We start from the raw sequence: 14,837 nt of genomic DNA, 5'->3' as shown, positions 1-14,837 counted from the left end.
ATGTTTATCTCTTTTGTTGTAGTTCAAGTTAACCCTCTAAAGTGCTAACAAGTTTGGTTTAAAAATCAGTATTTTGTTGACTCATCATCACTTCAAGATATGCAGAAGGAATGACGCGTTAAATGTATTTATATGGTGTTAGAAGAACTGACCGAGCATCAATTCATTCAAAATTTAGAGCATGGTGGCTTGAAAGCCTACATTTGTTTTTTGGGTTAAAACCACCGATTGACCTTGGCTGAAAATTTCATCTTGTTCAGGTTCAACCAAAATATAATGGGTCAATCCGTGTTGATCTTTGACTTTGGCTTGAGCAGGGGACTGTGGTCGTGCATCACCCAAAATGATCGTGGCCGTTCTACCGATCAATTCATCACTATAAATGGCGGTTGTTTCATCTTGGGGTAAAATACGGGCAATGAGCATTGCGCTGAAACGTACGAAGGGCATGCACAGAAAAATACAGGCTGGTGCAATAATCCATGCACTGAACATCATACTGGTCATTTGGTTAACGACGGCTTGAATAGCAAAGCCCAACAAACTATAGACACATAAGAAAATGATGAGCCATACAAACAGTGGAATACGACCCAAATACAACCAATCGAGCACACGTGTCACGATACCTGCATCGGCATCTACACCTAGCTCTGCATTATGACCAACATCCTCTGGTAGGAATTGATCTAAGAAGCCTTGAGAACCCCCCCCTAAAATTGTTAACACAATCTCAAAAAGTCCAAACAAGAACATTAAGCAGAGACTAATGCTAAACACGATATTAGACGGGTGAGTAAACAATTCCCACATTATATTTATCTCTATATTTATGCTTATAAAAAATCAAAAAAAATAATTCTGGCTGAATTTTTTTTCAGTAAATAAAATAACATTATCTGTCTAAATTGTGTAAAAAAATTACACATCCGGTTAACAAACCATCGGTTTTTATGTGAACTATTACTTAGTTTTTCTTCAAAAATAGTCGATCAATTAAGTCAGGATTATCTAAATCGAATGTGAATAGCGCTTCTACTTTACACAATTAAGATTTAAGTCCTTGTGATCAATAAAATTTTAAATCTAATTGCAGATATATAAGCGGTCGCGCTCAAGGGAAAGAAATGGCCTATTAAAGGGCACCAAAAACAATGTTAGGAAATGTAAATTTAAAACTGTCACGGCAGTGCTGAGGGCTTTGCCGTGACTATAGCTGCCAACTCGATATATGAACTGGTGTTCAATAGAGCTATTTTTAGTTGGCTTTAATCGTTTTTATAACAATGAAGTTTGAATGCGTACTTTCATATCTAATGCCGCTTGAACAATAAAGGTTTTCATCCACTTCACTTGTTCGCCCATCGGATTGGTTTTAATCGCGGTGTCTAAAAAGCCCATGCTTTTAAGTTGAAACAGTTGCTTTTCGATCTCCTCCTCTAACTGGGTGCTATTGGCTGCGAGCGGGAAGTGGATTAAGTGAAATGCTTTGGGGAAATTATAAAACGCATAGAGCAGATTAAATGCACGTTGATCGGCTTTTAAATTGCCAGCGCCAATTTCGTAGCCACGATCTTGGTTACTATGAGTCACCCCAATCAAAAATTCGAGTTTATTGTCCAAAAGTCGTAGGCCGAACTGAAGGCCAATTTGGTCTGCACTCAGCTCATGTTGGATAAAGTTATTCAGCGGGCTGCCGTCATCATTTAAGGCTTCTTGGAGCACGAGCATGTGTGAAGAATGCTGATAAATATAGCCAGCAAGACCTGCTGCTTCTATCAGCGACTTTAAGGTTTCAAGCGTATAGTGACTATATGGCATATCAATAACTATTGGAGAGTGATTTGGCTACTTTAGGTACTTTGAGCGAGTTTGAATACCGATTGTTTAGAGGATTTAGCGATTAGTTAATTGATAAAAAATTGCGTAAAATTACGGATCTCGGACTAGAATAATAATGAAATTGATAAGTCTATCATATTAAATTAATTAAAATTGATAAGCAGTATCAGACAATTTGTATATGACGAATAAGAATATCAATATCACAAAACAAGCAATCGTTATGAAAGCTTAATCACTATAATGTATATATATCTTTAAAAGTGTAATAAGTACACATATTCTAAGCTGGTGTTGTCCATGTCATTAAATGAGGAAAGACTTACTCATCTTAAACAGCTTGAAGCTGAGAGTATTCATATCATCCGTGAAGTTGCTGCTGAGTTCGAAAACCCAGTCATGCTGTATTCAATCGGTAAAGATTCAGCGGTCATGCTGCATCTTGCTTTAAAAGCATTCTATCCTGCCAAACTTCCATTCCCACTACTGCATGTAGACACGGGTTGGAAATTTAAAGACATGATTACTTTCCGTGACAACATGGCAAAAGAGCATGGCTTTGATTTGATCGTGCATCAAAACAAAGAAGGTAAAGACGCAGGCGTGAATCCGTTCGATTACGGCAGCTCAAAATATACTGACATTATGAAAACTCAAGGCTTAAAACAAGCACTTGATAAATATCAGTTTGATGCTGCTTTCGGTGGTGCACGTCGTGACGAAGAAAAATCTCGTGCCAAAGAGCGTGTTTACTCGTTCCGTGATACCAAACACCGTTGGGACCCTAAAAACCAACGTCCTGAACTTTGGAATCTTTACAACGGTAAAGTGAATAAAGGCGAAAGTATTCGTGTGTTCCCATTGTCTAACTGGACTGAGTTGGATATTTGGCAATACATCTACCTCGAAAATATTAAATTGGTTCCTTTGTACTTGGCTGCTGAACGTCCAGTGGTTGAGCGTAACGGTACTCTGATCATGGTTGATGATGAGCGTATGCGTTTGAACGAAGGTGAAGTGCCACAAATGAAATCGGTGCGTTTCCGTACTTTAGGTTGTTACCCACTTACAGGTGCGGTTGAATCAACTGCAACAACTTTACCGGAAATTATCCAAGAGATGCTTTTAGCCACCACATCTGAACGTCAAGGCCGTATGATCGACCATGACGAAGCAGGTTCGATGGAAAAGAAAAAGCAGGAAGGTTACTTCTAAGAATCTCTCCCCTTGCGCAGCAATGCTGCTCATCTTTGAAAAAGAGAGGAGAAAGTCCCCCTTTTATAAAGGGGGAAATAGGGGGATTAAAAGAAACCGATTTCAAAAGAATATGTGGAGCTTTGAGCAATGTCTCATCAATCAGATTTAATTAGCCAAGACATCTTGGCGTATTTAAAACAACACGAAAATAAAGACCTTCTACGTTTCCTCACTTGCGGTAACGTTGATGATGGTAAATCGACTTTAATTGGCCGTTTGCTTTACGATTCAAAATTGATTTATGAAGATCAATTGCAAGCCGTGACTCGTGACTCTAAAAAAGTCGGTACTACGGGTGATGCACCTGACTTGGCTTTACTTGTCGATGGTCTACAAGCGGAACGTGAGCAGGGTATTACCATTGACGTGGCTTACCGTTATTTCTCTACAGAAAAACGTAAGTTCATTATTGCTGACACTCCAGGGCATGAGCAGTACACACGTAACATGGCTACTGGTGCGTCGACTGCCGATTTAGCGATCATCTTGATTGATGCGCGTTATGGCGTTCAAACGCAAACTCGTCGTCACTCATTTATTGCGAGCCTTTTGGGTATTCGTAATATCGTGGTTGCAGTGAACAAAATGGACTTGGTTGAATTCTCTGAAGCGCGCTTCAATGAAATTCAAGCAGAGTACAACGAGTTCGTAAACCAATTGGGCGATCGTAAACCTGCGAACATTATCTTCACGCCAATTTCTGCGTTGAATGGTGATAACGTTGTAAACAAATCTCCATCTACACCTTGGTACCAAGGTCAAACTTTAATGGAGACTTTGGAAACTGTTGAAATTTCGCATGATACGAGCAAGCACGAATTCCGTTTTCCAGTTCAATATGTCAACCGTCCGAACCTCGACTTCCGTGGTTTCTGCGGTACGATTGCACTCGGTGAAGTAAAAGTTGGTGATACCATTACTGCATTACCATCTGGTAAGTCTTCGACTGTTAAAGAAATCGTGACTTTTGACGGTAACTTAGACCATGCTGTTGCAGGTCAAGCGGTAACACTTACGCTAAATGATGAAATTGATATTTCACGTGGTAACGTTTTAGTTAAAGCAGGCGAACAGCCATTAATTTCACGTTCTGCACGTGCCTCTGTGGTATGGATGACAGATGCGCCTTTAGTGGTTGGCAAACTGTATAACGTGAAATTTGGTACACAAACTATTCCTGCGAAAGTTGCGAAAATCAACTACCGTACCAATGTAAACACATTGGAAAAAATGGAAGTGTCTGAGCTTGAGTTAAACTCAATTGCTGATGTGACCATCGAGTTTGATGCGCCAGTGGTATTTGACCGCTATCAAGACAGCCGTTACACAGGTTCATTCATCTTTATTGACCGTTTAAACAACGTAACTGTTGGTGCGGGTATGGTTGAGTCTGCAGTGGAATGGACTGCGCACAATGAGCCTGTTACTGCTGAAGCACGTGCTGCACGTTTAGGTCAAAAACCTGCTGCGGTAACTGTGACTGCGAAAGCTCTTGAAAATGCGCAAGCGATTGAAAGCTTGTTGATTCAGCAAGGTGTGGTTGCGATTGCGAAAGCTGGTTTAACTGTAGAGCAAATTGCACTTGTACGTGAGACTGGTGTGGTTGTGATTACAGATACTGCTGAAGGTACTGATGTGACTTATACAGTTGAGTCTGCTGAAGAAGTTGCTGAGAAAATTGTTGAGTTGGTTCGTCTGTAATAGATTGAATTAATTTAAAAAAGACCCGCTTAATGCGGGTCTTTTTGTTGAAAAATAAAGTTGTAGTTTAGTTTTTCTGTCAATAGTTTTTTCGCTCTGTTGTAATTATTTGAAATAAAATCAATTTCTGAATTGATATTCATATCTTTGTATATATTTTCCATTATGAAATTGATATATTCGGAGTGAAAAGATGAAGTTTCATTAGCTTCTATTAATGATCTAAATAGAATCAAGTCATTTATACTTAATTTTAAAAGAGCATCTTTACTAAATTCGCCATTACAATATCGTTTTAAAATATCGGGATTTGTTTTGAATAAATAATTCTCTGGGATAATGTTTAAGCTAAATTCATGGTGACTAATTATTATGTTAATAGCTTCAGATAACTCTTTATAAGATATTTTATATTGTTCCTTTATGGAGTTTCTAACGTCATTAAATGATTCATCTTTCCATTTTGACATAGTTGGAAGTGTTGAAGATATTTTTTTTAGATCATTTCTGCTTAAGTTTTTAGTATAACTTCCAGTAGAATATTCTAACTTTAGGTAATCTACTACGCTACAGAAATTCTGCATTTCATCAGCTATGAGTATATAGTTTTCGTATATATTCTTAAAATTAATAGTTGAATGTTCTTCTAAGTATTTTTTTCCTTCATTACTATAAGGATATCTAAATGTTTCTCCTAGAGGATCTATTTTATTGTATTCATGAATTGATTTCTCAAATGAAATTAAAATATTTAGAAGTCTATCGTCATTTAATTGATTGATTTCTTCTACTAATAAATTCCATAGTGTCTCAATGTTATGAGTTTTAGTTAATTCTTTTTTTAATGGGTTGTTATATTTTTTTAATTTATTAATTGAATCAATTTGATATTTTAAAAATAATTCTAATGAATGCCGAGCAGAAAAGAGAATTGGATAGATAGCAGTATCGTATGTCCAAAAAATGCAATTACTACCTACAATATCTTCTTTTTTAAGTATTGACTCTAGCATCGCTATAGTTGCGCCTTGATATCCTTCTAAATAGGTAGATATCCCAGTCCATCCATTATTACCTACACACGCATTTAAGTGCCAATAAGTATGATTACCTATAAATATATCGGAGTTCATTTTTTTCCTAATTTAAAATTATAACGTAATTAAGTTTATGTAATTATATTATTATTTTTCAAAAACTTAAAAGAAGTAGAAATATAAATACTGGTATATGATGTTAAAGTATTTGGTATTGGTGTAAGATATATCTTAATAAATCTTAAGGTGTATCTTTGCGATGTCAAATTCTGACCTTCTTGCTGTTAACGATAGTCCTGCTAAAACACGCAAACGCCTGTTTGAAGCAGGGCACATGAAACTATTGGTGCTGCATCTAATCTCCCAATCGCCTAAGTTCAGCTACGACATTATCAAAGATGTCGGCGCAATCGTCGGCGGCGGTTACAGTCCAAGCACAGGTACAATTTACCCAACGCTGAATTACCTTGAAGAACAGCAATACATACACGCGGAACTGAATGCCGAAGACCGTAAACAATACAGCGTTACGCAGTCAGGCTTAGCGCATCTGGATGCCGAAAAAGCCACAGTAGAGAAGATCCTGTGCCGTTTTGATACCCGCAAACAAATTCATAACAACGAGCAATACGTCGACATCAAACGTGCGATGGAAAACCTAAAAGCATCACTGCGCATCAAAATTCAGCACTGTGAACTGACACCTGAACAGGTGTATGCCATTGCAGAAAAAATCGATCAGGCAGCCGTCGAAATCAGCCGTATGGAGGTAACACAATGAAACAGCATCAATATGAAATAACGCTCAAACACATTGCCGATGCACAGGGCAATCCATCGACCTATACAGAAGCTTTGCAGTTTAATGCCTACAACCATGATGACCTGTTTAAGGTGCTGGAGCATTTGACCAAAGCGCAATTATTAGATGATGAAAAGACCAAAGCCTTTGCCGTGGGTCTGAAACTGTTTGGTGAAACCTTGCTGGAAAATAAAGACCATCCTTTATTTAAAGATTTCATGCCGCATTTCGGCCAGTTTATGAAAACACTGAAACAAACCGTAAAAGCCCAGAACGCAGCCCAAGACGAATAATAGGTATTTACAGATGAATCAAATCCCAAAATTTCATCCCAAACACATGACTTGGCTGATGCCCCTAATCTTGTCCGGCATTATGAGCGGTTCAATTTCCTGCTTTAACATGCTGATGAATAAAGGCTTAGTTGAAGGTTTTCTTGGCATTTGGCTGCGCGCATGGAGCATGTCGTGGATGATGGCCTTTCCGCTCATTTTGATTGTGCTGCCATTGGTGCGTAATACGTTAATGAAGTTTGTACGCCTGCCGAATGAGCCTGCATCCAAATAAAAGGTACATCCGTTTAGTCATGAGTTGAGTGTGACTGCATAGCATCTTGAATGATGGCGGTTAATTCAGACAGTGATTTGACACCTGCAATACGTTGAATCACCTGCCCGCGATAAAACAGCAAGGTTGAAGGCAGTCCATAAACGTTATATCGCAAGGTCAGTATCGGTGAGGAATCGACATTCACCTTGCCAAATTTGAGCCGTGTATGCTGCGTGGACATTTGGCTTGCACACTGCTCAAATACAGGGAAGTTCTGCACACAGGGCGCGCACCAGTCAGCATAGAAGCGAATCACGGCAAAACCATCAAACCATTCATAGTCACTGGCGTTATCTTCATTGTATTCAACGATCTGAGACATGCTTGGCCTATTATTCATTTACGAAATACAGTACAGATTATACATAAGTCCATGTTTATTCATTCTGCGGCATTTCTATGTTCAAATAGTGCAGAGATAGATGAATAGTCAATAATTGAAAAGGAAAAACAATGTCACAGCAAAGCATGCAGCAGGTCATTATTACTGAGCCAGGCGGTGTAGATAAACTGGCCTATGAAAGTGTTGCCATCCCAGAAGCGAAAGCAGATGAAGTGTTGGTTAAAGTGCATGCCTTTGGCATCAACCGTCCAGACATTTTACAGCGTCAAGGTTTATACCCAATGCCGAAAGGGGTAACGCCAGTACCGGGTCTGGAAGTGGCGGGTGAAGTGGTTGCTGTCGGTGCAGATGTCACTTTGTTTAAAGTGGGTGATAAAGTCTGCGGTCTGACCAATGGTGGCGGTTATGCAGAATATTGCGTGGTGCCTGAAAGCCAAACCATTCGTATTCCTGAAGGTGTAAGCTTTACTCAAGCAGCAGCGATTCCTGAAACATTCTTTACCGTATGGGCGAATGTATTCCAAATGGGCAAAGCCAAAGCAGGTGAAACGGTGCTGATTCATGGTGGAACCAGTGGTATTGGAACCACGGCAATCATGCTGTGTAATGCCTTAGGCATGAAAACCTTTGCAACAGTCGGTTCAGATGAAAAAGTGGCAGCGATCTCTGATATCACACATGCGATTAACTACAAGACTCAAGACTTTGAGCAAGTGATTAATGAAGCGACCAATGAGCAAGGTGTAGATGTTATTTTAGATATCGTTGGCGCACCGTATTTGGCTCAGAACCTCAATCTATTACGTCGTGATGGTCGTTTGGTCTATATCGCCTTCTTAGGTGGTGCAAAAGCCAAAGAAGTAAAACTGGGTCAAATCATGATGAAGCGTTTGACCATTACAGGCTCAACCATGCGTGCGCGTAATACTGCAGAAAAAGCAGAGATTGCCAAAGGCATTCAGGAAAATGTTGTTCCGTTATGGTCTAAAGGTGAATGCCTGCCAATGATCTACAAAACATTTAAGTTCGATCAAATTCAACAAGCACATGCAGCTATGGATACAGGCGACCATGTGGGTAAGATTGTGGTGGAAGTGATCTAAAGTTTTCTTTTTAAAACACGCTGTATTTGTAGGGTGTTTTAAAATAATTAAGGAGGGCAATGTCCCTCTTTTTTATTGTCTTACTAAATTTTAGGCATAAAAAAACCAGCTTATCGCTGGGTTCTTTATTACACCATCTTCAGTAGTAGAAGAATGGTGCCCGAGGCCAGACTCGAACTGGCACGCTTTGTGGGCGGGGGATTTTAAATCCCCTGTGTCTACCGATTTCACCACTCGGGCTTAACAAGATTGGAGGCGGAGGTCGGAATCGAACCGGCGTACACGGAGTTGCAGTCCGCTGCATGACCACTCTGCCACCCCGCCATGTCTTGTTGATGCGTATATTAGCAAGCTCTGAAAAAAAAACAATAGCAGATTCATCTGTATGAGCATAAAAGCAGCATACAAGGTAAAAAATTTAAAATAATCATGTATTATGTGCAAAATTGATTCATATCATCACTTGGAGAAGTGCCGTGGCATTAGTTTTAGATGGTCGTGCATTGGCGAAGAAAATTGAAGCTGACTTGTTGACTCGCGTAGAAGCGCTAAAAGAGAAAACTGGTCGTACCCCAATTCTTGCGACTATTTTGGTAGGTGACGATGGTGCATCTGCAACTTATGTACGTATGAAAGGGAATGCTTGCCGCCGTGTTGGTATGGATTCATTAAAAGTTGAGCTTCCTAAAGAAACCACAACTGAGCAATTACTTGCTGAAATTGAAAAATTAAATGCAAACCCAGATGTTCACGGTATTTTGTTACAACACCCAGTACCTGCTCAAATTGATGAGCGTGCTTGTTTCGATGCAATCTCGCTTGAAAAAGACGTAGACGGCGTGACCTGCTTAGGTTTCGGCCGTATGGCAATGGGTGAAGCTGCGTATGGTTCTGCGACTCCTGCAGGTATCATGACCATTCTAAAAGAAAACAACATTGAAATCGCAGGTAAACATGCGGTTGTTGTGGGTCGTTCTGCAATTTTAGGTAAACCAATGTCTGCAATGCTGCTTGAAGCGAATGCAACAGTGACTACTTGCCACTCACGTACTCAAAACTTAGCTGACTTTGTTAAGCAAGCTGACATTATTGTGGGTGCGGTAGGTAAAGCTGAATTGATTCAAAAAGATTGGATCAAACCGGGTGCAGTGGTTGTTGATGCTGGCTTCCATCCACGTGATGGCGGCGGTGTGGGTGATATTCAATTGGTAGGTATTGAAGAGATTGCTTCTGCGTATACACCTGTTCCGGGTGGTGTAGGTCCAATGACCATTACAACGTTGATTCGTCAAACTGTTGAAGCTGCTGAAAAAGCGTTGGGTTAATCTTTTAATAAAAAGATCTTAAAGTCACAACGGAGTCTTATCGTTGTGACTAATAAATGTAAGAAGCTCGTATGTTACTTTTGTTTCGGCAAAAGTAACCAAAACCATTTGTCATCTGCTGAACTCGACATAATCAGTCTTTTGATTAATGGTGTCGCAGAAACAGTGTTCATTCGATTAAGGTCTGTCTCGCACAGCAGCAGATGACGATGTCGCGTATCTGATACGTTTATAAATTCAAATAAAATCATCCCCAAGGCTTAATATGAGCTGTACTTTCCAATTTCCCAAAGCCCCTGAACATTTACTTAAAGCACTGCATGAGGTCATTCCGCATTGTGAATTACATGCTCAACAGTTGCCTGAAACGCCTATTTCTTTATGGTTGATCCCACCGGTATTTCCAACCGATAAATTGGATGATGAAGTCATTCGCCGTATATGGAATGACACGCCGTATTGGATCTTTTGTTGGGCTTCAGGGCTTGCTATGGCGCAGTGGTTATTGGCTGAGCCGCATCATGTCAAAGATAAAGTGGTGTTGGACTTTGGCGCAGGTTCAGGTGTGGTGGCGATTGCAGCGAAAATGGCAGGGGCAAAACGCGTGATCTGCTGTGACATCGACCAAGTGAGCCTAGATGCCTGCCGTGCCAATGCAGAGCTGAATAATGTCGAACTCGAATATTTGGACGATCTGTATAAAGCCGAACAAGTCGATATTTTATTGGCTGCCGATGTGCTATATGACCAATGCAACCGTTTCTTTTTGGATGAGTTTTTAAAGTTTGCTCCTGAAGTGTGGGTGGCAGACAGTCGTGTGAAAAACTTTAGTCATCCTAAATATGAAAAACTCGATGAACGAAGCGCGACAACATGGCCTGATTTGGATGAATCACCTGAGTTTCGTAATGTGAGTTTTTATAAAACCCTATAATTATTGAAGCCATAAAAAATAAGACGCTTTAAGCGTCTTATTTTTTGTCTTTTGAACAGCACATTTGATTAAGAACAAGTATAGCGAACCACACGTAAGGTTGCTGGGCGAGCATCGAGTGCATCACGTGCGCCTAAGTTTTCAGAGTTACGTAGGTCTGGGGTATTTGACAGTCCGAAGTTCGCACGTGTATTACCAATTTGACGGCCGTACTGGGTATTTTCCAAAGCAGGATTTGCAATTTCGTTCACGCTTAAGATTTGTAATTTATAGGTCTTTTGCGTATTTAATACTTTTTGGCAAGCACGTTGTAATTTATTGGCATCCAGTTGTTGGTTTTGGCGACCCGCTAGAGTATATGCAAGTGTTGCGCTATCTGCAGATTTGGACTCTATTTGAAAGCCCGTTTGACCATTAAAAGCACGTGGAGTGCTTTGGCAAGCAGCCATCGACATTGTAACAATACCCAAACTTAAAACTTTGTAAATATTTTTCATCATTCATTCGCCGTGTGTATTTGTATGCTCAGTATGCCATAGTCCGTCTTTCGACTCGATGGCGAAAATCAAGAAAGCCAAAGAAGTTTGATTAACTCTTTGATGCAGCCGAAACGGTGAATAGATGGAAATGGAGATAAAAAAAGCTCATCAAAATAGGCTTTGATGAGCTTAAGTGGAATAGCAGGGCTGAGCGAATTAATCGTCAGTGATCATGCTATGTTTTTTGGTATCTTTCATGAAGACATAGGTAATTAAAGATAAACCAATCATGAATGTAATGTAGTAGAAGAAGTAGTTTTCATGGCCTGCATTTTTGAAGCTCAAAGCTACAAGTTCTGCTGTACCACCAAAGAGTGTATTTGCAATGGCATAAGGCAGTGCAACACCTAGGGCACGAATGTGCGCAGGGAACAACTCTGCTTTTACTACGGCATTAATCGCTGTATAACCAGTTACAATTACCATACCACTCATGCAAAGCATAAATGCAGTGGTTGGGCTAGTCGTAGAACCGATACCATTGAAAATAGGAATGGTAAACAGCACACCAAGCACACCAAAGGCGATCATAATTGGCTTACGACCAATTTTGTCTGAAAGCGCACCGACAGCAGGTTGTAAAAGCATGAAGATGAAAATTGCAGCAGTGGTAATTTCAGTTGCTGTGGTTTTTTCAAAGCCAGACGTGTTGACCAAATACTTTTGCAAATAAGTGGTAAAGGTGTTGAACGCTAAAGTACCACCGGCAGTCAACATGATCACAGTGAAGGCTTGTTTAGGGTATTTGGTAAATAACGCTAAAGCACCTGATTTTGGACCACCATTTTTAGCCTGTTCTTGAGCTTCTTTAGAGGATTGAGTTTCAACTAAACCGCGACGAATCCAGAACACCACAATAGCAAGTAACGCACCGATGAAGAACGGAACACGCCAGCCCCATTCAGTTAAAGCTTGTTCTGAGAAATTGCGTTGTAAGATAATTAAAACGCAAAGTGCCAATAGCTGACCTGAAATCAGTGTGACATATTGGAAACTTGAGAAGAAACCACGGTGGTTTTTACCTGCCATTTCAGTCAAATAGGTCGCACTTGAGCCATATTCACCACCAACACTTAAGCCTTGAAGTAAACGCGCTAAAAGTAGAATTGCGGGTGCGAGCATGCCTACAGAATCATAGGTTGGCGCACATGCGATCATCAGTGAGCCGACACACATCAACGATACAGACAGCGTTAAACCTGCTTTACGACCTTTACGGTCCGCATAAATACCCATGACCCATGCGCCGATTGGACGCATTAAGAAACCGAGTGCAAAGACTGCAGCCGCTTGTAAGAGTTTTACAGTATTGTCACCGTCAGGGAAAAATTGCGGTGCAAAGTAAAGGGTAAAGGCAGCGTAGACATACCAGTCGTACCATTCAACGAGGTTGCCGGCAGATCCGCCGAGGATAGATTTGACACGAGTTTTTCTATCCAATTGTTCAGGAACAACTGGCTCAGATGAGTTTGACACATCATTCTCCAAGGAATGAATGCAAAACATATCCATTTAAACTCTTTGGGAAAAGTTTAAATCAATATATTTTGTCGAAATGGGAGATGGAACTATATTTATTTAATTTATACTCCTGTTGTCGCAGAAAATCATGCGACTTTAGTCTATAAAATGCGATTTTTTTGAGCAGATACATTTTTCACGACTAAATGAAAACAACAAAGCCTCATCGATTGAGGCTTTGATGGGAAAAATATGCAGTTTTTGATCAGCTTGATCAATAAGTCATCTTCAAATGACCCTGATCAATGCTCCTGAATTTTGGAATGGTGTTTGGTGTCTTTCATAAAGACGTATACCAATAGTGAAATAAAAATCATGATGGTTACATAGATGAAGAACCATGACTCGTGACCAGCTTCTTTAAAACTCAGCGCGAAGAATTCTGCCGTACCACCAAAGATGGTATTTGCAAGTGCATAAGGCAGCGCAACACCCAATGCGCGAATATGCGCAGGGAACATTTCTGCTTTTACAACCGCATTGATCGAGGTGTATCCCGTGACAATCACTAGACCTGCTAGACAGAGCCAAAATGCGGTCCAATAATCTTGAGTTTGTCCTAAGGCACTAAATAGAACATAGGTGAACAGCACCCCTAAGATCCCAAAGGCGATCATTAGAGGTTTACGACCAATTTTGTCGGATAGACCGCCTGCAAGTGGCTGTAAGCACATAAAAATAAACAGCGCTAAGGTGGTGATTTGTGTGGCCTCAGGTTTACTAAAGCCAGAGGTATTGACCAGATATTTTTGCAAATAAGTGGTGTAAGTATAAAAAGCCAATGTACCTCCAGCTGTTAAAAATAACACCGTGAAGGCCTCTTTCGGATAATGCTTAAAGAGAGAAAATAAGCCTGATTCAGGCTGGTCCTTTTGCTCTTGTGTATTTTTAAAGGATTGGGTTTCTAGCAGGCCACGTCGAATACGGAAAACCACCACCGCTAAACACGCACCGATAAAGAATGGAATACGCCAACCCCAATCATGCAATTGTTCTTCGGTCAGCAACCATTGCAAAATTAGTAACACGCACAGTGCTGTTAACTGACCTGCAATTAGTGTCACATACTGAAAACTTGAAAAAAAACCACGACGGTCGCGGTCAGCCATTTCACTGAGATAGGTTGCACTGGCGCCATATTCACCGCCGACACTTAAGCCTTGAATCAGTCGAGCTACCACGAGAATAATTGGTGCCATAATGCCAATTTGGTCATGTGTTGGAGAAATGGCAATCATCAATGAGCCGATACACATCAGTGTGACGGAGAGGGTTAACCCTGACTTTCGACCTTTTTTGTCTGAATAGATCCCCATAATCCATGCACCAATCGGCCGCATGAGGAATCCCACTGCAAAGATGGCCGCGGCTTGGAGAAGCTGTGCAGTCTGGCTGCCCTGAGGGAAAAAAGCATGGGCGAAATAGAGGGTGAATGCCGCATAGACATACCAATCGTACCATTCAACAAGATTACCTGCTGAACCTCCGAGAATGGATTTTACTCGGGTCTTTGTATCTAAATTTGATTGAGTAACAATTTCTTCCGTCATTTGAAAATCCATCTTTTTTTATTGTGTGAAAATATCTTATGCGTATCGAAAAGCATGAAATGTAAACTAAAAAAGAGGTTTTGTTGAAAAAGTGTACAAATCAACGGCTTGTCATGAATTTTGCTTTGAATAAGGGTTTGGACTTCAAAATGTTTGATTTCATGCTTGAGCCAGCAGGTTTTTAAACGTACATTTAAAATATAACTTCTCATTTAATGAAGGATACAAAAACTCAGCGTACAGATATCTTGATCAAAAAATCTTGATCAATGAG

The 14,837-nt window shown here is 40.3% G+C and carries 15 protein-coding genes and 2 tRNA genes; 8 read left to right on the top strand and 9 right to left on the bottom strand.

The window, feature by feature from the left end; translation table 11 throughout:
* Positions 1-174: 174 nt before the first annotated feature.
* Complete coding sequence (locus B1202_RS07205; protein ID WP_078189895.1) at positions 175-813, bottom strand: YqiJ family protein; 639 nt, start codon at positions 811-813, stop codon at positions 175-177.
* A 465-nt stretch (positions 814-1,278) separates the two neighbouring features.
* Positions 1,279-1,821: a hypothetical protein gene (locus B1202_RS07200; RefSeq protein ID WP_078189894.1), complete on the bottom strand. Its 543-nt coding sequence runs from the start codon at positions 1,819-1,821 to the stop codon at positions 1,279-1,281.
* Positions 1,822-2,142: 321 nt separating this feature from the next.
* Between B1202_RS07200 and cysD the strand changes: the two genes are divergently transcribed.
* Together cysD and cysN are read left to right on the top strand one after the other, a co-directional pair.
* Positions 2,143-3,057 carry a sulfate adenylyltransferase subunit CysD gene (gene cysD, locus B1202_RS07195; protein ID WP_078189893.1) on the top strand — a complete coding sequence of 305 codons (915 nt, stop codon included), beginning with the start codon at positions 2,143-2,145 and terminating at the stop codon, positions 3,055-3,057.
* 129 nt (positions 3,058-3,186) lie between these two features.
* The gene (gene cysN, locus B1202_RS07190) at positions 3,187-4,800 is read left to right on the top strand and encodes a sulfate adenylyltransferase subunit CysN (RefSeq protein WP_078189892.1); all 1,614 of its coding nucleotides are present in this window, start codon (positions 3,187-3,189) and stop codon (positions 4,798-4,800) included.
* Positions 4,801-4,829: 29 nt separating this feature from the next.
* Here cysN and B1202_RS07185 read toward each other — a convergent pair whose 3' ends face one another.
* Positions 4,830-5,933, bottom strand: a complete 1,104-nt coding sequence (locus B1202_RS07185; protein WP_078189891.1) for a hypothetical protein — start codon at positions 5,931-5,933, stop codon at positions 4,830-4,832.
* A gap of 163 nt (positions 5,934-6,096) precedes the next feature.
* Here B1202_RS07185 and B1202_RS07180 point away from each other — a divergent pair, with 163 nt between their 5' ends.
* The 3 genes from B1202_RS07180 to B1202_RS07170 are packed head-to-tail and all read left to right on the top strand — an operon-like array spanning position 6,097 to position 7,206.
* Entirely contained in the window at positions 6,097-6,618 is a 522-nt protein-coding gene (locus B1202_RS07180) for a PadR family transcriptional regulator (protein ID WP_078189890.1), read from the top strand.
* Positions 6,615-6,932 (top strand): DUF3861 domain-containing protein, encoded by a 318-nt coding sequence (locus B1202_RS07175; RefSeq protein ID WP_078189889.1) that lies wholly within the window; start codon positions 6,615-6,617, stop codon positions 6,930-6,932. The genes B1202_RS07180 and B1202_RS07175 overlap by 4 nt, the downstream gene beginning before the upstream one ends.
* Positions 6,933-6,945: 13 nt before the next feature.
* Positions 6,946-7,206 (top strand): DUF2798 domain-containing protein, encoded by a 261-nt coding sequence (locus B1202_RS07170; RefSeq protein WP_078189888.1) that lies wholly within the window; start codon positions 6,946-6,948, stop codon positions 7,204-7,206.
* 13 nt (positions 7,207-7,219) lie between these two features.
* Here B1202_RS07170 and B1202_RS07165 read toward each other — a convergent pair whose 3' ends face one another.
* Complete coding sequence (locus tag B1202_RS07165; RefSeq protein ID WP_078189887.1) at positions 7,220-7,570, bottom strand: thioredoxin family protein; 351 nt, start codon at positions 7,568-7,570, stop codon at positions 7,220-7,222.
* Between the two features lie 131 nt (positions 7,571-7,701).
* On the opposite strand from B1202_RS07165, the gene B1202_RS07160 reads away from it, so the two are divergent.
* A complete protein-coding gene (locus tag B1202_RS07160) occupies positions 7,702-8,694 on the top strand; it encodes an NAD(P)H-quinone oxidoreductase (RefSeq protein ID WP_078189886.1) in 993 nt (330 codons plus the stop codon).
* A gap of 154 nt (positions 8,695-8,848) precedes the next feature.
* On the opposite strand, the gene B1202_RS07155 is transcribed toward B1202_RS07160, so the two are convergent.
* Positions 8,849-8,934: transfer RNA gene (locus B1202_RS07155), tRNA-Leu, on the bottom strand.
* 10 nt (positions 8,935-8,944) lie between these two features.
* Positions 8,945-9,018, bottom strand: a tRNA-Cys gene (locus B1202_RS07150).
* 152 nt (positions 9,019-9,170) lie between these two features.
* On the opposite strand from B1202_RS07150, the gene folD reads away from it, so the two are divergent.
* Positions 9,171-10,019: a bifunctional methylenetetrahydrofolate dehydrogenase/methenyltetrahydrofolate cyclohydrolase FolD gene (gene folD, locus B1202_RS07145; RefSeq protein WP_078189885.1), complete on the top strand. Its 849-nt coding sequence runs from the start codon at positions 9,171-9,173 to the stop codon at positions 10,017-10,019.
* A gap of 265 nt (positions 10,020-10,284) precedes the next feature.
* Positions 10,285-10,953 (top strand): class I SAM-dependent methyltransferase, encoded by a 669-nt coding sequence (locus tag B1202_RS07140; RefSeq protein WP_078189884.1) that lies wholly within the window; start codon positions 10,285-10,287, stop codon positions 10,951-10,953.
* Positions 10,954-11,021: 68 nt separating this feature from the next.
* Here B1202_RS07140 and B1202_RS07135 read toward each other — a convergent pair whose 3' ends face one another.
* From B1202_RS07135 to B1202_RS07125, 3 genes are all read right to left on the bottom strand, one after another.
* Positions 11,022-11,450 (bottom strand): hypothetical protein, encoded by a 429-nt coding sequence (locus B1202_RS07135; protein ID WP_078190126.1) that lies wholly within the window; start codon positions 11,448-11,450, stop codon positions 11,022-11,024.
* Positions 11,451-11,648: 198 nt separating this feature from the next.
* The gene (locus B1202_RS07130) at positions 11,649-12,968 is read right to left on the bottom strand and encodes an MFS transporter (protein ID WP_078190125.1); all 1,320 of its coding nucleotides are present in this window, start codon (positions 12,966-12,968) and stop codon (positions 11,649-11,651) included.
* Positions 12,969-13,255: 287 nt separating this feature from the next.
* Positions 13,256-14,575: an MFS transporter gene (locus B1202_RS07125; protein WP_078189883.1), complete on the bottom strand. Its 1,320-nt coding sequence runs from the start codon at positions 14,573-14,575 to the stop codon at positions 13,256-13,258.
* Positions 14,576-14,837: the final 262 nt, after the last annotated feature.

Origin of the sequence: Acinetobacter amyesii, from assembly GCF_002018365.1 — a bacterium.
Taxonomy (GTDB): Bacteria; Pseudomonadota; Gammaproteobacteria; order Pseudomonadales; family Moraxellaceae; genus Acinetobacter; species Acinetobacter amyesii.
This window is presented reverse-complemented; position numbering and strand designations above follow the sequence as displayed.